The following is a 16,318-nucleotide window of genomic DNA, read 5'->3' as shown; positions in this document are numbered from 1 at the left end:
CGCTCTAGCGAGGAACAATAACTATACAAAAAATGACATTCCAACCAACAACGGTTTGAATGTCATTTTTGCGTTTTGTCGGCAGCTTGTCCAGCTTAGATTACAGCGGCTCGGCTCAGCTTGTTATCCAAGATCGATTTGATATCTTTAACCAGTTGGACTGATGCTTCTATTTCTACTTTTCTAGTTGAAACACTCTCTACGCTGCATCCGACAGGTATTCCCTTCTCCAATCCAAATTCCAATAGTTCCGCAAAGATTTTTTGAGTCAATGTTATCGACTTGTCCAATACATCACTAGAGTATTTCAAGTCGTTCTCCAGCCATTTCGGAATGCTTATGCCGAGCCATTTCATAAATTCCAACGTTTTGGGTGAGCCGCAAGGTGCGATATTAAATAATATGGGTACCATTTCAAGCCCGTTATTTGTGCAATAGTAAAAATAATCAGACAAGAAATTTTTCGACGCCTCTACATCATAAGTTGCCTGTGATACGAAAAAACTGCATCCGCTTTTTACTTTATTGGCGACCCGTATATGCTCATCATTCTTTTTCATATGTCTTTCAGGAATGACGACTCCCCCAAAAGTTAAACCCCGATTATGTTGTTTGCTTAAACGATAGGCTTCTGTCAAATCCAATTTAACCTCTTGCTGACTGGAGGAACTTCCCACAAACACAGAAAACCTGTCCTGATCCATATCTGATTTTAGCCAATCCACCAACTGCGGTTCAGAATACTTGCCCACGCAGCGATAAATAATTTTCGGAACGGACAATGGGTTTAGATACACATTACTATACGTAGTCGGGTCAATGGTCGACAAATAGGGAAAAGGTCTTTCTTGTTCAATTCGATCCGCTTCCTCCTGAACATCGTAAAGAATTAAGGCGTCTATGTCCAAATCTTTAATTCTTTCACATTGCTTTTGTGAAATTTCTGCAATCTTTTCCGGGGGATGGGTTGCCTTCGGCGGCGTCATTCCATATGTTAAAATGCCGGTCTCTTTATTCCTTATTTTGTCTTTCAACCTATTCTCCATATCTTTAACCTGCCAATCTCTCAATTAATTACATCGTAATATAATAATTCAACTTACATTTCTCAAATCCTTTTATATGTCACCGCTGCTTCATCAGCGAAAATACCATCTCCCGGAACAGCTCAAGGTCGGCCTCAAGGCACACCTCGGCATTCGGCTCCTTTTTTAGGATATTGTTCTGGTCGACAAGACTGTAGCCTTTGGTCAGCTCGCTCTTATGCTCCACATCGATGTAGAAGCGATTCGACCGGGCCATGACCCGGTTGTCGATGGCCATGGCGACGGTAAGCGTATCTGGATGGGACAGCCGGCGATACCCGTGCTGCTTAAGCCCTCGTTCCATATTGGTCCGCAGCACCTTCAAGTAGAAACGGGCGAATTCGGTATCCATGGCTTCAATCAAGCGGAGATGCTCCTCTGCCATGACCGGCTGCCGGTGGCATACATCCCATCCGACCATCGTCAGGTTGAAACCGGCATGAACAACGATATGCGCCGCTTCAGGATCGACGAGGAAATTGAATTCCGCTGCCGGGCTGTCATTGCCTATATAATTATTCGCTCCGCCCATCACCCACATATGCTTCAGCTTTCCGGCAATGGACGGATCAAGCGAATAGGCGAGCGCCAGATTCGTCAGCGGCGCCTGCGCGATCATCTCGATTTCACCTGGATGCTCGTTGATCAGCCGGACAATCGCGTTAGCCGCATGCTCCTCCCGGGGCCTCAGCGAAGGCTCGGGAAAGTTCGAGCCGCCCATCCCGTCATGGCCATGAACATGCTCGGCTGTGAACAGTCCCCGCATCAGCGGTTTAACTGCGCCGGGGTACACCGGCACATCAGGACGCTCCGCCGTTTCCAGCGTGGTCAGGGCATTGCGCGTACACAAAGACAGCGGAATATTGCCCGCAACCGTTGTAATGGCCTTGACTTCCACTCCCGGCCAGCGAAGCGCCAGCAGCAGAGCGGTGCAATCATCGCCAGCTGTATCGGTGTCTATCATCAGTATTTTACGTTTATCCATGTATTTCCCCACTCCATCCGATTAATTTCAGCAGCTCTCCTGTAATAAAATGTGCCATCTGCTGCACTTGAATCTATGAATTTTTGCTCAATCGAAGCCTATTATAGCAAGGAATGAATAGTTTATAAACAATTTTGCTTAAAAACTGAATAGATGTGAGCTTATATAGCATCCTCTATCTTTTTGCCAAATAAAAACAAACGGGTTACGATAGATACAAACAACTGTTAGGGAGGTCCCGCATGATCGACAATAGCATTACCGAGGGAGTCATTCGCACACGCACAAAGCTGCGGCAGCAAGCGCTGATCTCGGTTTTTAATGAGTTTGACGGTAAGATTATGAAGCTTGGCAACGGCGACAGAGCGGAAAAATACAATAAAATGCTGCTGAGTCCGTTCTCCTTTTATCGCGGAAGCGCCTATTTGTTCTATTTTGACGCTACACGCCAGTATTTCCCCTACCACTCCTCTCCTGAGCGCCCCACCTGGATTCAAGGAGATTTGCATTTCGAGAATTTCGGCGCTTTTCGGAGCGAAGACGGGAATCTTGTCTATGATGTCAATGATTTTGACGAAGGCTATGTGGGCTCCTACCTCTACGACCTCCTGCGGATGTCCGTCAGCATTTCGCTAGTCTGCCGACAGCTCGGCTACAGCCTTGAAGAACAGTGGGACTGCATCGAAACGTATGTAAAGGAATATTACAAGCAGATTCAGGCCTTTTGCGATGGAAAGGATGATCCGGGCAAATTCATCATCGATGAGGATTCGGCCAAAGGACCGGTCAAGAAGCTGCTGAAGAAGCTGGAGAAGCGCAAGGCGGAACATTTTCTGGACAAAGTGACCTCGCTCATGCAGGATGACCGGATATTCCTTGAAACAGAGGAGCTGAAAGTGCCCGGCGCGGCCGAACAGGAGATGCTGGAGCATGCTTGGCCGTTCTATCAGGATACGCTGAATTCCCGTAAAAAAGCTCCCGAACATTACAAAATCAAGGATATCGCAGTGAAGCACGGTTCAGGAACGGCATCGATCGGATTGGACCGCTATTATATTTTGATCGAGGGTGAGGGACAAAAGGGCGCAGAGGATGCGGTTCTGGAGGCAAAAGAGGTGCGCGTCCCGGTTCCAGCCTATTTCATGCCGTATTCAGAGTCCTTCTGGCATTATTTCGGGCATCAGGGCAAGCGTGTCACGGCAACCCAGCAGGCCATGCATCATAAGGCCGATCCTTACCTCGGCTTCTTCACAATGGATGACCGGCATTTCTATGTCAGAGAGCGTTCGCCGTACAAAAAAAGAATCAAGCTTGAGGAAATCGATTCATTCGAGGACATGGAGCGCACACTTATAATCATGGCTCGGCTCACGGCCAAGCTGCACGCCAGGGCGGACGCCGACGTGAATAAAGGTCTTCTCCCCTATCATAGCGAGAAAGAAATCGCCAGAGCAATGGGACCGGACCCCAACCCTCTCGCCCGCCATCTATCGCACTGGGCCGCCGCCTATGCCGACCAGGTAGAGATCGATTATAAGCTGTTCAAGGAGTGGGCGGAAACGGGCGTCCATGGATCATAACAGCAGCAGACCTGCGGCGAAACCGGCTAGACCGAACAGAAGCCCGAAGCCGGCATTCCACCAGGTAATCCGGTAAGGATTCACATGAATAAGCCCGCTCATTATGGTGACTGTTGTATTATAAGTGCCCATAACCGCCGAAGCGGCACAGGAGGTAATGAGCACAACGGCGACGGCGACAGGGTTAATCTCATCCATGATCGGCTGCAGCACTACACCGAAGAGTCCCATAATGACATAAGGATGCACGCCGAGGATGGGCAGCGGGAGGCACACAGCCAGAATAAACAAAAACAGCAGCGCGGGCGTATGCGCAATGCCCTGAATAGAATCCGCCACACGGACCAGCAGCGGCGTTGCCGCAACCGCCTTGTTGAAAAAACCAAAAGACAGGAAGAGCACCAGCAGATTCGGCAGCCCGGAAAGGCTCGGCTTCCACTGCGCGCGCGAGGCTGCGGCGAACCGTCCCAGCCTGCGCAGCGCAGCCGCCCAGAGATAAGAGAACGGAATAATCACCAGTGTCATCGCCTCGAAGAAAGACAGCTTCAGCAGGGACTGCAGGCCGTAAGCCGAAGCGATCAAGAGCGTGAGTCCGGCAAAGAGCGAAAAGAATTTGGAGATGTCCGGCAGCCTGTCCGGCGCGGCCGGTTCTTCCTTGAGCGGAATAGACCGAAACCGGAAATACCCCAGTACCGCACTGGCGGCAAGCAGAAACAGCGAAATCCCGAGCATGGCCGGGAGCAGCTGAAAATAGGCAGCTCCGGTCAGCAGCGAAGCCATGGCTACGATCGGCTCCACGGGACTCCAAAGCCCGATGGCGCCGAAACTCCGAAGAATCGACATACTCATAAACCGTTTCTTGACCCCGGAATTCATATTATGGAAATGCTTGTCCAGCACGAAGTAAACAAGCGGAATGGATGCCAGGAACAGAAACAGGCTCAGCACATAGCTGACTATTGCGGACCGTGCAAAGAGATGCCCCATATTGCTTGATCTCGCGTTCACCCAGCGGCTAAGCTGCCGTCCGTAACCGCCGACGACAATGACCCGGTTAATGAAGGGCAGCGCGTACAGCAGCGAGAATAGCATTACATTCGAAGACATGTTCTCCAGTAACAAGGTGATGCCGCCTCCGCTCCACAAGACGCAGCCTATCCCCGCTGCCAGAAAGAGCAGACTGATTACCCTGAACATCATTCGAGCCGAAGGCAAGGATACCGCCAGGCAGAGGATGACCAGAACGCCTTCCGTCACAAGCAGACCGCGCGATCTCGTAAACGCCTCCGCTATAAACAAAATAAATAGAGCCGTGTACAGTACCGGCCAAGACGCTTTTAGCTTGAATGCCATCTCCTATAATTCCCCTGTTCATTGAATTGCCGTCCATATTCGTTAATCCATAAAGTATACTATAAGAAATCGGCTCATATATAGAGAAACATTATAGATTACGCTTTCATACACGAAGAACATTTCCGTGTTGTTCGTTATCCCGAGGTGATAAGCTTGCATACTCAGCAGCAATTCGGAAATGGATACGCGCTATTCGTAAATGGAATAAAAAAAGAACAGTCCCCTTACCCTATTTGGTAAGAATTCTGTTCCAAAATAAATGGTGATTATAACGTCTCGTCAGCTTTCCCTCTTAAGCAGCTTGCTGTTGGCGATATACAGTGTGACGACCAGCACCAGAATCGCCCCGGAATAAATCAATGTGTCCGACGGACTTTCATGGTCGACAATAATCAGCCGGATCATCGCCGTAATGCCGATATAGACGAAGTAACGGAGCGGGAAATGATAGTGCGCTTCAAAGTACTTGATAATCAGGGCAATGAACTCGAAATACAAAAAATAAATCAGCAGAGCCTCCAGCAAGTCTATTTTGGTCAGATGCTCGCCATCATTGATAAAGCCGAAAATATAAATCGTCTCCTTACCAAGCAGGATGACAAGGATAATTGCTAATACGACCAGCGCCGCATTAAGTGTCCATTGCAGAATAATCGGAATGTACGCGATATTATTTTTTGTCTTCACAAGATCACCTCCCGCCTGAAAGTTTCCACAAGTATAATGGAGATTTCGTTTTCAAAGCAAGTTTATGTTCACACACGGAATTATGAGAGGGCTCTTGATATGAATTTTTCCGGTGGTTGAGGCGTGGTTTACGGGCAAACTGGCATTGCGGACCGTTCGCGGGTATACTGGTTGTACCTTTCAATTGCCCATTATTACGCCAAAAGGGGAACTTTATTTATGCCGATTAACCGACCTTTGATTACCGACCGCGACTTTCAGGAGGCGATGGAACGGCAGCTGCCCGTCCGCGTGTTCCAGAACGATCACTTGATCAATTCAGGCGCGACGGTGATCCGCTTCACGGATACGGACGTTATCATCCAGTCAAAAGTGAGCGACCTGACCTACTACTCGCGAAGAGACTGTGAGTTCTTCGAGGTAAGGTAGATTATGCAGAAAAGGGGCCGGCCGTCTGCGAATGATGCGCTGGACAGCAAAAAGCCGGCGGTCCGCCATCACAGCGGGTCACCGGCCTATTATTATGGGTTTACCGATTATTCTTTTTCAAACCTGCCCCGCCGGAGCTCATCTTCTCGTTGAGGATGTCCTGAAAGCTCTGGCTTTTATCATTGACGATATCCCGCTTTTGAGCGACAGATGGATGTGGTCTGAAGTACTGCTCATTGAATGCCATAATGTTATGTACCGATATGATCACTGCCCTCGGCCTCCTTTGATATTCGCTCCTTGCTTGCGTTGTTATTACCCGATTCTTTCCATTCTTAAACATTTTTTATGGATTTCCGGAAAAATAGCTGCATAGTCACAGACACCGTATTGCAGCCTGTCAAATTTGCTTTAATCTGTAGACGCGGCGAAGCGCAACAAGTTTCCCGATTCAGCGCAAAACCGTTCTTTCGGCTTACCAGGAGCAGACAAATGAACTATGAACAATGATCCGAGCCATGGGACGCGGATTTTTGTGGGGGTAAGTTATCACAGGATAAGATGGTACATTCGTATGAGTAAGAGGTCCTAACCCCGATATGTGGAAGCTTTGGCGTAGAAGGGCAATATCAAGTTATCGTGATTTTAAGCGCAGCGACTTGCAAAACAGCTATAGTGCAGGTTTTTTCATCGAAAGTGTTTGTGAGCAGGGAATTCCTGCCATCGTACAGGCATTTCAGGCTATAGTGACTGAATCTAGGATTGAACGGGGAAAAAACTGCACTTTTTCAGGTATGTTATACAGTTGAAGGTTGATGACGATAAAAAGATGTACCGCCGCAGGTTTTTTCTGCAATATTCTGCTCATCGCTCCCCAATGCAGTTGCAATCGAAGCGATGGCCGCAATTACGGCTGCCATTTTCTGCCGATGAAAAGGATGATATAATAATGTGAATTATTGCCTATTGCAGGCATACGTGCATCACTATTTTTTGGAGGGAAATCATGGTTAAATTTATCGGTTTTATGCTTCTGTGGAATTTGGTGGGGAATCCGTTTCTCGCGCTGATTATCCTGCTTGCGGTGCTGTATTTTATCGACCGCCGTTATGTGGGGATCTTCCCGAGTATCGCCCGGCCTTTTCGCAGAGCAAGACAAGGCTCCAGACTACGCACTCAAATCTCGCTTAACCCCAATGATGTTTCTTCCAAGTTCGAGCTGGCCCGTCTATTGGCCGAACGTAAGAAATTCCGGGAAGCGCAAGAGCTTCTGCTGCAAATAGGGGACCGCTACGAGCAGTCCGCCGAATATTGGGTCGATCTGGGATATGCGAATATAAAGCTTGGACAGCTGGAGGAAGGGGAAAGCCAGATGCTGCGCGGACTGGAGATTAACCAGCGAGTGCAGTACGGTCAACCCTATCTCCGGCTTGCGGAGGGCTTCCGGCACAGTGACCGCGATAAATCGCTGCATTATTTGCACGAGTTCAAGGAGATTCAGTCTTCCTCCAGCGAAGCGTATTATTTGCTCGGCTCGATGTACAAGGCGCTCGGCCAGAGTACTGAAGCGAAACAAGCTTTTACCGAGTCCATCGACGTCTACCGTTCGCTGCCGAGATACAAGAAGCGTCAAGAGCGCGGCTGGGCTCTGCGCAGCTTCTTCGGAAGAATAAGCTAGCACTGAATCCGGCGCAATATCTAAGAACCTCCGCTGCCTCTCCCACGGCATTAGCGGAGGTTCTTGTTCGTCATCGGCCACAACCGGCTAGGATCTAAAGCTGCGCAGCCAGTCAGCCGCACGCGGGTAGACTTCCTCCAGCAGCCTGCGAAACTGCTCCAGCGTGAAGGAGCCGGAATCTGCAGCGCTTAAGGTATACTTTCCGATTACGCTGCCGCCGATGGCGATCTTGCCGATGGCGAGACCCCCCAGGGCTATCTTCCCCACTGCTACTCCGCCGACAGCAAGGAGGCCCACGGCAGCTCCGCCTGCCCCAACGGCCCCGACAGCGGCTCCCCCCAGCGCAAGGACTCCAGCAGACAATCCTCCGATGGTAATTCCGCCTGCCGCGATTCCCCCGACGGCAAAAGCTCCGAGCGCCACATCGCCGATAGCAATGATCCCTTTGGCGACCGCAGGCGCCCCTCCAAAGAACCAGCCCCGTCTGCGGATTTTAATATGTACCAGAGGTAAATCAAACACCGTCAACGAGGATTTATATTCATAATAATCGCCGGAATCCGGACCGTATCCATAATTAGGCGCTTGATTGTCACCATATCCCGGACCGGCTTCAGTTCCATACAGACCGCTCATATAATCCTTAGCCATCTCCCTGGGCGCTCCCGACTCGGCCAGCACACGTTCGACGCTGCTGCGCTCCGCCCTTTCCGTTAATGAAGTTAGCAAATCTTCTGCAATTCTTCGTTTTGTGCCAGGATCCGCATCAATTCCCGCCATTACTTCACTGACGTAGAGCTTCAATCTTTGGCTCATAACCTCTCATCTCCCATAATCTTGTAAATGGAATGATAAAACAGCGCAAGCTCTCCGGTCATTTCCTGCAGCCAAGCTTTGCCCGCTGCGGTGATCCGGTAATATTTGCGGCGGACTCCGCGCTTGCCAGTGCCCTGCTCCCAGTAGCTCTCCACGAGTCCGGAGTCTTCCAGACGATACAGCACGGGGTACAGAGTCCCTTCCTTAAGCTTGAAATATCCATCGCTTCTTTCATCCAATTCGCTGATCAACTGGTATCCGTACAGATTTCCACGGTTTAGCAAATGCAATACCAGGATCTCCAGAACCCCCTTCTTAAGCTGGCTTGCCGGATCGCTCATCACATCACCTTGCTAACCTTATTATTTAGTATTACTAAGTATAGTCTGCACCTAATTTATTCCAATGTCAATATGCGAGTGCCGGGTTGCTAATGATCATCGAACACGCGGGTTGCAACGAAAAAAGCCAGCCCGAAGGCTGGCTGAATCCCACCGCTTAAACAGCCGGTGCGAAACGGATTTTTGGCTCGCATCAATATTACATATGAAGATTGCGGTCCGGCGCTCCCTCCGGCTCCTTCACTCCGAACGGCCACCAGTTGGCTCTGCCGAAGATTTTCACCATGACAGGCACGAAGAACGGCAGGAACAGGAGCGCATACAGCACAAGGCCCGACAGCACGACGGTGGCAATCTGCATCATCGACAGCACGCCCGAAGGATACATCGAAGCGAAAGTACCCCCGAGAATGATCACCGCCGACAAAATGACAGTACCCATGTTACGCATCGCGTGCAGTATGGCGTCCTTGATATCCCAGCTTTGATTCTCGTTAAAGCGCGCCATCAGGAAGATGCTGTAATCGACGCCAAGCGCAATCAGCATAACGAAGCTGAAGAATGGAGTCGTCCATGTAATGCCGGAATATCCCAGCAGATTGACAAAGATCGCTTCCGTTACGCCCATCGCCGTAAAGTAGGTCAGCACAAGCGATAAGATCAGGTAGACCGGCATGATGACAGAGCGGAGCAAAAAGACGAGAATAATGAAAATACCGCCCAGCATCAGCATAACCGTCCGTGAATAGTCCGCATTGGAAATGGTCTGCAGGTCGTTGTAGCTGCTTGTTACCCCGCTCATAGCCACCTCCGCATTTTCAAGCTTCGTGCCCTTGACCGCCCGGTCTACTGCCGCCAGAATATCGTCCGCCTTATCGATAGCGGCAGTGCTGTACGGATTGTCGGCAAAGACAACGTCGATTGTCATCACCTTGCGGTCGCCGGACAAATAGTTGTCGAAGACCTGCTGGATGTCATCCGACTCCAGCGCTTCCGCCGGAATGAAGAATCCGCTCAGCTCGTCGTTCCCGGCAGCCTGGACCTGGTTCAGATAATCCTGCGCGGAGCCAAGGCCGCTCGTTATCTGCTTCAGACCTTCCGCACTGTCGCTGAGTCCCTTCGTCAGCTCGCCGATTTGACCGTTCAGCTCGCCGAAGCCATCCGCAAGCTGCTTCTGCCCGCCCTGCAGCTCGTCCAGCCCGCTTGTTATGGATGGAAGCTTGCCGACAATTTGAGCCTGCCCGCTAGCTGCCTGATTCAGACCGGACTCAAGCTGCGCGATGCCGGACACCAGCTTGTCCAGCCCCTGCGCCAGCGCATCCTGCCCGGCGGCAGCCTTGGCATAGCCTGCGTTCGCTTCGTCCATCCCCGCCGCGACGCCTTTCAGCTGAGCCGAGATTTGGCCGAGCCCGGCCGCAAGCTTGGCCGCTCCATCACCGGTCTTGGCGACTGTCCCCTTGATGGTCTGGTAGTCTGCGTCCCGCAGCAGTTCGGGATGGCTTCCCTCAAGACTGGTAAAGCTTGGTCCAAGCCCGTTCAGTGCAGCCGCTACACCGGACAGCTGCTGCTGAATCTGACCGATGCCTCCGTCCAGCGCATCCAGACCTCCGCCGATCCGCTTATATCCGGCGAGCAGCTTCTTGTGGGCATCCGCCAGCTGCTGCGCGCTCGCAGCGGCCTGCGCAAGTCCGCTCTTGATCTCGCCCGCTCCCGCAGATCCGCTCTCAATGCCTTGCTGGATGCGGGTCAGGCCGTCTCCCAGTGCGGCAATCCCTGATTTCAGCTCGGCCGTACCAGTTACGAGCTGTTCCGCTCCGGAAGCGGCCTCCGTCAGCTTCGGCTCATTCTGCTTAAGCTGGTTGCTGGCATCCGACAAGCCGCTCTGAATTTTGTCCAGGCCCTCGCTGCTCTTGTCAAGGCCCTCCGACAATGTTCCGACCTGTGTCGGAATCAGGAAATCATTAATCAGTTCTCCGGCCGGCCGGGTCATGCTGCGAACCGTCTTCACTCCGCCCGCCTGCTCAACCTCGCGGCTGATTTTCTCGGCGAGCCCCATATATTCCGCGTTGTCCATGCGGTCATCATTCTTGATCACAATCTTGCCCGGCATCGATTCGCCCGGACCGAAGCTGTCCGCGATAATATCGAAGCCTTTGACCGACGCGTAGCGGTCGCCAATTTCCTCCAGGCTGTTGAACGACAGCTTGCCGCTGTAGGTCAGCAGAAAAGGAAGCACGATAGCCGCCACGATCATCAGCGCCGCCCAAGGTCTTTTAAAGGAAAAAGAACCTGCCGCTCCCCAAATCCGGCTTTCACTGTGCTCCAGACTGCCGCGTGACGGCCAGAACAGCTTCTTGCCCAGCACCGCCATAAAGAACGGCACCACTGTAATAAGCGCAAGCAGCATCACCGCGATTCCGACGGCGACCGCCACGGCCGAACGGTATAGAATAAACTTGGACAGACCGATGACGACGAAGCCGACAAACACGGCCAGACCGGAATAGAACACCGTTCCGCCCGCCTTGCGGTACGTCTCAATTATGGCGGTTCTGGTATCTTCCGAAGCTGCCAGCTCTTCTTTAAACCGGCTGATCAGCAGGATGCAGTAGTCGGTCCCGATGCCGAACATGACCGCCACCATGAAGATTTGCGTGAATGTGGAGATCGGGAAATCGAACCGGTCTACAAGAAATGCCACAATGGACTGTGAAACGATATAGCTTAGCCCCACCGTCAGCAGCGGCACGAACGGGGCAACGATTGAACGGAACACAACGAACAGAATCAGCAGAATAAAGACGACCGTAATGTATTCCGATTTCTTGAGTCCCGCTTCAGAACTGAGAATCGTATCCTCGTTAATCAAACCCTCGCTAGTCAGGTAATGATCGGCGTCCACATCTTTCAGCAGAGCATCCACCTTATCCGGCAGCGCTTTGACGTCATCGTCCCCGCCCTTTACTGAGAGAGCGACCAAGATTGTCTTGCCATCTTTGGCAATCAGGGTATCCTTTAACGCCTTCTGGGAAAAAGGGTCCGTGATGCTGTCGAGTCCAAGCTCCTCTTTGTTGGCTGCGAGCTTCTCTACTCCAAGGCGGATGCTCTCCGTCTCCTCCTTGCCCAGACCCTGCGGCCTGTTGAATACAAGCGCTACCTGGTGAAGCGTTTCTCCGCCTTTGGCATTGGACACTTCCCGCAGAATCTGGGACGCTTTGGAGGATGTGTAGCCCGGGGGAACCGATACTTGTCCCTTTTCCCGGACAAGATCGGAGAATGACGGAGCGGTCATGACCAGAGCAGCAGCAGCCGCCAGCCATACCGCGATAATCACCCATCTTGCTTTCAAAATGCCTCTCATTCGTTACTTCCTCCCGATTCCTGTATTAATTCCGCCAATCTCTCGAACATGGTGATAAACTGCTCGACCTTGTCCTTATCGAAGTTCATCAAGTAGGGCGAGATAACCTCCAGCACTTTTTCTTCTGCTGTTTCATATATGGCGCGCCCATTCTCACTGATCGCCAGATAAACAAGCCGCCGGTCGTTCTCGTCCCGAGTCCGCTTAATGATGCCCGCCTCCGCCAGCCGGTTGATCATTGCGGTAATGGAGCTTTTGCCCACGCATAAAGCTTCCGACAGATAAGTCGAGGTGCAGAAGGGCTGCCCGTCGATCAGCCTGAGAATCTGGAACTGCTCACTCGTCAGGCCCTCTTCAATACTTTCCCTGATCCGGGCGTTGATCCGCCGGGTAACCGTATGATAGGCGTCAATGTAGCGGTAAATCCACTGTTTGATCTCATCATCCAAAATAATCGCCTCCTTCTGTAAATAGTTCGTCAGTAGAACAGTTTCATTATAAAACTATATTTCGTTCCGTTTGAAAAGTCAAGCTTAAGTCTGGTCCGCACGAAAAAAGGGACCTCCTGTATGCCATCGCCATGATGACATGCGGGAAGTCCCCTAAACCTTATTCTTCGTCCTCTGAATCCTCCACCTCGTACACGCAGCGAAGCAGCTCGATACCGGAGCCGCTCTCTCCCAGAGAATACACCATAAAGCCCAAACTCCGGTAAAAATCAGCCGCCGTCTCGTCCTCGGTTTCAGCGATTACATACCGGGGATTTCGGCTGGTTAGCAGCTCCAAAATCATCCCGCGCGCATAGCCTTTTCCGCGATTCTCCGGGAGGACGGCAATGTGCCGGATATCGATAGAGCCGTCCTCGGTCTCTTCAAAGCCGATCAGGCCGACCAGCAGCTCCTCATCCTCCCAGCCGTACAGCTGGAGGGCGGCTTCCGACCTGTATTCCGCGCGGGCCGATTCGAGTTCGCCAGTATCGGATATGACGGCGTATGACAATAATTCCTCCACCTCAGGAGAATCCAGCTTGGATTTAATATCGATAAGCATCTCTAATTCACAATCTCCTTGTCCTCATTTTGCAGAGCAGCCGCAGCAGTCCGAAGCCGGCCCACACTCCCAGCAAATTAAGCAGGATGTCATCTACGTCAAAGCTCCCGGCGCGCAGCAGCATTTGCAGAATCTCGAGCGCCGTAATGCACGGGATACACAGGACAGCCAGACCGGCGGCCGACCGCAGTCTGCTGGTGACCGCAGGTATCAGTATGCCAAAAGGCACGAAGACGGCAACGTTGCCCAGCAGATTGACCAGCCGCGCGGATACTGGCATTTTACCGCTGGCCGAAAGATAATACCATATCGTTCTCAGCGGGACAAGACTGTACCGCATAGGCTGGCTATAGCGCGCAGTCCGGCCAAAGCCGAGGAACATCCAGTAAAGCAGGCAGGCGGAATACAAGATAAGGCACGCTGCCGCAGCTCTCCTTACCCAGACTTTCCGGGGAATGAACATGCTTACGCTGTTCCGCTTTTGATGATTTGCAGACTTCCGTCGCTTTTTGCGACTATCGCCATATCCGCTATACCGATGAACAGGCCATGCTCGACCACACCGGGAATAGACTGAAGAGCCAGAGCCAGCTCGGGAGCAGATTTTATGATTTCAAACCGGCAGTCCGCTATGTAATTTCCATTGTCACTCTTATATAAGTCTGCACCGCCCTGCCGAAGCTCCGGAACGCAGCCGAGCTTTGCCAGATCCGCTACAGTCCATTCCCAGGCAAACGGCACGATTTCTACTGGCAGGGGAAACTTTCCGAGCGTCTTAACCACCTTGCTCTCATCGGCGATTACAATCATCCGGTCGCTGCCTTTTGCAACAATCTTCTCCCGCAGGAGCGCTCCGCCTCCGCCTTTGATGAGCTGAAGCTCTCCGTCCAGTTCGTCCGCGCCGTCAATAGTCACGTCCAGGCGGTCGATCTCGCCAAAAGACACGAGCGGGATGCCAAGCTCCTTTGCCTGCTGCTCCGAAGCGCGTGAAGTCGCGACCGCAGTTATTTTCAATCCTTCGGCGACGCGTTCGCCCAGATTGCGGATTGCCCAATAGGCCGTGGACCCTGTGCCGAGTCCAACCTTCATTCCGTCCTGTATATATTCAACCGCCGCTTCTGCCGCCAACTGCTTCGCGTTCATTTGGTTACACCCCTATTTGCCGTTATAATAGTTAGTACTGAGTATTGCCTAATTTCATTACTTTCAGGAGGATTTCCGGATGAGAACCGAAAATCAGATCAAATCCAAAATTAACGAGATGAAACTCCAGCGCAAATCTTTGGAATCGCGTATCGCTCCCTTAAAGGATGACGATCCCGGGCGTGCGGGTCTGACAGCGCAGCTTGCCCGGCTGGACGATATCATCATGATGCTGGAATGGGTACTGAACGAGCCGGCCGGCAAATATCACGTCTGACGACCTAAGAATCAGACCAGACTTTTACCGTAGCAGAGACAAGCCGGATCATCCGTATAAGGTCCGTAGCGTTCAATCGGCCGGTAGCCGTGCTTCATATAGAGCGCTATCGCTTCCGGCTGCTCGCTGCCCGTCTCCAGCCTCATTTCACGGAATCCGGCTTCGCGCGCCCGGCCTTCCAGGTATCTTAGCATCCCGGCGGCAATTCCCAGCTTGCGGCGGCTCCGGTCCACGAAGAACCGCTTCAGCTCGACCGCAGACGGTTCCACGCCCTCCAGCGGCCGGATTCCTCCGCAGCCAAGCGCTTCACCCTGGCAGTACGCGACAACAAAGGTTATCCTGCGTACGTCAGGATGATCGAAATCGACCCCGTAAATCCGCTCCTTCGGATATCTTTCCAGAAGCTCCTCGTCCAGCCTAGCGATCAAACGCCGCAGATCGGGATTGCCGGAGTCCACAATTACATATTCCACTTCGGTGTTAACCACTTCCATCTTCCTTTCCGCCGTCACTTAACGGAATTAGCCATACCGATTAATATTAACACGGGCGAGCCTCGGGCGAAAATGCCTCTTACGCCAAACGGCGATTTTTTTCTGCAAAAAATGTGCTTTTTTGACCATTCGCACGATCTCGCCGGTCTTCTCCCATTCCGGCAGCGAACTGGCTCCATAGATCATCCGGCCTTCAGCATGAAAGCGATATCTATATTATAAAAGTTAGTTTGAGATAATCAAAATAACAGTTGAATCTTTCACGGTCATGTCTCATAATGTAGTTATCCAAACTGCTTTACATTCTATCTGGAAACCAGAGGAGGATAACAGGAAATGAAATTTTTCTTGGACACCGGAAATATTGATGAAATAAAGCGGATTACACGCCTAGGCTTGGTGGATGGCGTTACGACGAATCCATCGCTCATCGCCAAAGAAGGAAGACTGTTTAAAGACGTTATCAAAGAAATTGTTGAAATCGTTCCCGGACCTGTCAGCGCCGAAGTTATCGGTCTAAAAGCAGCGGAAATGCTTGAAGAAGCTTACGAAATCGCCGAATGGGGCTCCAATGTGGTAATCAAGCTGCCAATGACGGAAGATGGTCTGGAAGCCTGCTATGAGCTTACGAAGAAGGGCATCAAAACGAACGTGACTCTGATCTTCTCCGCAGCCCAAGGCCTTATGGCCGCCAAGGCGGGCGCTACCTTTATCAGCCCGTTCGTCGGCCGTCTGGACGACATCGGAGTGGACGGCATGAAGCTGATCAAAGACCTGAAGACCATCCTTTCCAACTACGGTCTGTCCTCCGAGATCATTGCCGCCAGCATCAGAAATATCGCTCACGTAGAACAAGCAGCCCTCGCCGGAGCGCACATCGCCACGATTCCGGGATCGCTGCTGCCATCCTTGTGGAAGCACCCGCTGACCGACAATGGCATCGAACGTTTCCTTAAAGACTGGGAAAAGGTCCCGCAGGTAGCCAAACAGCCGCAATAATGACCGCATTTTAAGAAGAAACGGCTTCGCCGTCCTC

General features: G+C 51.7%; 18 protein-coding genes. 5 read left to right on the top strand and 13 right to left on the bottom strand.

From position 1 onward, the window contains the following. Positions 1 to 95: 95 nt before the first annotated feature. Together PDUR_RS12510 and PDUR_RS12505 are read right to left on the bottom strand one after the other, a co-directional pair. Positions 96 to 1,046, bottom strand: coding sequence for a methylenetetrahydrofolate reductase (locus PDUR_RS12510; protein ID WP_042206561.1), 951 nt, complete (start codon positions 1,044 to 1,046; stop codon positions 96 to 98). 79 nt (positions 1,047 to 1,125) lie between these two features. Further along, positions 1,126 to 2,070, bottom strand: coding sequence for a nucleoside hydrolase (locus tag PDUR_RS12505; protein ID WP_042206560.1), 945 nt, complete (start codon positions 2,068 to 2,070; stop codon positions 1,126 to 1,128). A gap of 242 nt (positions 2,071 to 2,312) precedes the next feature. Between PDUR_RS12505 and PDUR_RS12500 the strand changes: the two genes are divergently transcribed. Then, the gene (locus PDUR_RS12500) at positions 2,313 to 3,650 is read left to right on the top strand and encodes a DUF2252 domain-containing protein (protein WP_042206559.1); all 1,338 of its coding nucleotides are present in this window, start codon (positions 2,313 to 2,315) and stop codon (positions 3,648 to 3,650) included. On the opposite strand, the gene PDUR_RS12495 is transcribed toward PDUR_RS12500, so the two are convergent. Both PDUR_RS12495 and psiE read right to left on the bottom strand, forming a co-directional pair. Next, positions 3,645 to 5,003, bottom strand: a complete 1,359-nt coding sequence (locus PDUR_RS12495; protein WP_052410201.1) for a hypothetical protein — start codon at positions 5,001 to 5,003, stop codon at positions 3,645 to 3,647. The two genes, PDUR_RS12500 and PDUR_RS12495, sit on opposite strands and share 6 nt — an antisense overlap. Before the next feature lie 282 nt (positions 5,004 to 5,285). Beyond that, positions 5,286 to 5,693: a phosphate-starvation-inducible protein PsiE gene (gene psiE / locus PDUR_RS12490; protein WP_042206558.1), complete on the bottom strand. Its 408-nt coding sequence runs from the start codon at positions 5,691 to 5,693 to the stop codon at positions 5,286 to 5,288. A 219-nt stretch (positions 5,694 to 5,912) separates the two neighbouring features. On the opposite strand from psiE, the gene PDUR_RS12485 reads away from it, so the two are divergent. Beyond that, positions 5,913 to 6,122 (top strand): hypothetical protein, encoded by a 210-nt coding sequence (locus PDUR_RS12485; RefSeq protein WP_042206557.1) that lies wholly within the window; start codon positions 5,913 to 5,915, stop codon positions 6,120 to 6,122. Positions 6,123 to 6,222: 100 nt separating this feature from the next. Here the strand turns inward: PDUR_RS12485 and PDUR_RS29155 are convergent, their stop codons facing one another. Continuing rightward, entirely contained in the window at positions 6,223 to 6,393 is a 171-nt protein-coding gene (locus tag PDUR_RS29155; RefSeq protein WP_169744910.1) for a hypothetical protein, read from the bottom strand. 735 nt (positions 6,394 to 7,128) lie between these two features. On the opposite strand from PDUR_RS29155, the gene PDUR_RS12480 reads away from it, so the two are divergent. Next, a complete protein-coding gene (locus tag PDUR_RS12480; protein ID WP_042206556.1) occupies positions 7,129 to 7,800 on the top strand; it encodes a tetratricopeptide repeat protein in 672 nt (223 codons plus the stop codon). An 87-nt stretch (positions 7,801 to 7,887) separates the two neighbouring features. Here PDUR_RS12480 and PDUR_RS27295 read toward each other — a convergent pair whose 3' ends face one another. From PDUR_RS27295 to rpiA, 7 genes are all read right to left on the bottom strand, one after another. Further along, a complete protein-coding gene (locus PDUR_RS27295; RefSeq protein ID WP_052410200.1) occupies positions 7,888 to 8,616 on the bottom strand; it encodes a hypothetical protein in 729 nt (242 codons plus the stop codon). Next, positions 8,613 to 8,957, bottom strand: coding sequence for a PadR family transcriptional regulator (locus PDUR_RS12470; RefSeq protein ID WP_042206555.1), 345 nt, complete (start codon positions 8,955 to 8,957; stop codon positions 8,613 to 8,615). The genes PDUR_RS27295 and PDUR_RS12470 overlap by 4 nt, the downstream gene beginning before the upstream one ends. 199 nt (positions 8,958 to 9,156) lie before the next feature. Beyond that, positions 9,157 to 12,318, bottom strand: coding sequence for an MMPL family transporter (locus tag PDUR_RS12465; RefSeq protein WP_042206554.1), 3,162 nt, complete (start codon positions 12,316 to 12,318; stop codon positions 9,157 to 9,159). Beyond that, positions 12,315 to 12,767 carry a MarR family winged helix-turn-helix transcriptional regulator gene (locus PDUR_RS12460; RefSeq protein ID WP_042206553.1) on the bottom strand — a complete coding sequence of 151 codons (453 nt, stop codon included), beginning with the start codon at positions 12,765 to 12,767 and terminating at the stop codon, positions 12,315 to 12,317. The genes PDUR_RS12465 and PDUR_RS12460 overlap by 4 nt, the downstream gene beginning before the upstream one ends. A gap of 160 nt (positions 12,768 to 12,927) precedes the next feature. Beyond that, a complete protein-coding gene (locus PDUR_RS12455; protein ID WP_042206552.1) occupies positions 12,928 to 13,368 on the bottom strand; it encodes a GNAT family N-acetyltransferase in 441 nt (146 codons plus the stop codon). 7 nt (positions 13,369 to 13,375) lie between these two features. Next, on the bottom strand, positions 13,376 to 13,831 hold the full coding sequence (locus PDUR_RS12450; protein WP_042206551.1) for a VanZ family protein: 456 nt from the start codon (positions 13,829 to 13,831) through the stop codon (positions 13,376 to 13,378). Positions 13,832 to 13,833: 2 nt separating this feature from the next. Continuing rightward, on the bottom strand, positions 13,834 to 14,511 hold the full coding sequence (gene rpiA / locus PDUR_RS12445) for a ribose-5-phosphate isomerase RpiA (protein WP_042206550.1): 678 nt from the start codon (positions 14,509 to 14,511) through the stop codon (positions 13,834 to 13,836). 79 nt (positions 14,512 to 14,590) lie between these two features. On the opposite strand from rpiA, the gene PDUR_RS12440 reads away from it, so the two are divergent. After that, entirely contained in the window at positions 14,591 to 14,788 is a 198-nt protein-coding gene (locus tag PDUR_RS12440) for a hypothetical protein (RefSeq protein WP_042206549.1), read from the top strand. 11 nt (positions 14,789 to 14,799) lie between these two features. Here the strand turns inward: PDUR_RS12440 and PDUR_RS12435 are convergent, their stop codons facing one another. Beyond that, positions 14,800 to 15,282 carry a GNAT family N-acetyltransferase gene (locus PDUR_RS12435; RefSeq protein ID WP_042206548.1) on the bottom strand — a complete coding sequence of 161 codons (483 nt, stop codon included), beginning with the start codon at positions 15,280 to 15,282 and terminating at the stop codon, positions 14,800 to 14,802. Between the two features lie 336 nt (positions 15,283 to 15,618). Between PDUR_RS12435 and fsa the strand changes: the two genes are divergently transcribed. Further along, positions 15,619 to 16,281, top strand: a complete 663-nt coding sequence (fsa, locus tag PDUR_RS12430) for a fructose-6-phosphate aldolase (RefSeq protein ID WP_042206547.1) — start codon at positions 15,619 to 15,621, stop codon at positions 16,279 to 16,281. Positions 16,282 to 16,318 lie beyond the last annotated feature (37 nt).

The sequence above is a fragment of the Paenibacillus durus genome, assembly GCF_000756615.1.
Taxonomy (GTDB): Bacteria; Bacillota; Bacilli; order Paenibacillales; family Paenibacillaceae; genus Paenibacillus_AQ; species Paenibacillus_AQ durus.
This window is presented reverse-complemented; position numbering and strand designations above follow the sequence as displayed.

Bases quoted from the DNA above. Each gene is read 5' to 3' on its own strand.
- PDUR_RS12510 (WP_042206561.1), bottom strand. From the start codon at position 1,046: ATGGAGAATAGGTTGAAAGACAAAATAAGGAATAAAGAGACCGGCATT.
- PDUR_RS12505 (WP_042206560.1), bottom strand. From the start codon at position 2,070: ATGGATAAACGTAAAATACTGATGATAGACACCGATACAGCTGGCGAT.
- PDUR_RS12500 (WP_042206559.1), top strand. From the start codon at position 2,313: ATGATCGACAATAGCATTACCGAGGGAGTCATTCGCACACGCACAAAG.
- PDUR_RS12495 (WP_052410201.1), bottom strand. From the start codon at position 5,003: ATGGCATTCAAGCTAAAAGCGTCTTGGCCGGTACTGTACACGGCTCTA.
- PDUR_RS12485 (WP_042206557.1), top strand. From the start codon at position 5,913: ATGCCGATTAACCGACCTTTGATTACCGACCGCGACTTTCAGGAGGCG.
- PDUR_RS12480 (WP_042206556.1), top strand. From the start codon at position 7,129: ATGGTTAAATTTATCGGTTTTATGCTTCTGTGGAATTTGGTGGGGAAT.
- PDUR_RS27295 (WP_052410200.1), bottom strand. From the start codon at position 8,616: ATGAGCCAAAGATTGAAGCTCTACGTCAGTGAAGTAATGGCGGGAATT.
- PDUR_RS12470 (WP_042206555.1), bottom strand. From the start codon at position 8,957: ATGAGCGATCCGGCAAGCCAGCTTAAGAAGGGGGTTCTGGAGATCCTG.
- PDUR_RS12465 (WP_042206554.1), bottom strand. From the start codon at position 12,318: ATGAGAGGCATTTTGAAAGCAAGATGGGTGATTATCGCGGTATGGCTG.
- PDUR_RS12455 (WP_042206552.1), bottom strand. From the start codon at position 13,368: ATGCTTATCGATATTAAATCCAAGCTGGATTCTCCTGAGGTGGAGGAA.
- PDUR_RS12450 (WP_042206551.1), bottom strand. From the start codon at position 13,831: ATGTTCATTCCCCGGAAAGTCTGGGTAAGGAGAGCTGCGGCAGCGTGC.
- rpiA (WP_042206550.1), bottom strand. From the start codon at position 14,511: ATGAACGCGAAGCAGTTGGCGGCAGAAGCGGCGGTTGAATATATACAG.
- PDUR_RS12440 (WP_042206549.1), top strand. From the start codon at position 14,591: ATGAGAACCGAAAATCAGATCAAATCCAAAATTAACGAGATGAAACTC.
- PDUR_RS12435 (WP_042206548.1), bottom strand. From the start codon at position 15,282: ATGGAAGTGGTTAACACCGAAGTGGAATATGTAATTGTGGACTCCGGC.
- fsa (WP_042206547.1), top strand. From the start codon at position 15,619: ATGAAATTTTTCTTGGACACCGGAAATATTGATGAAATAAAGCGGATT.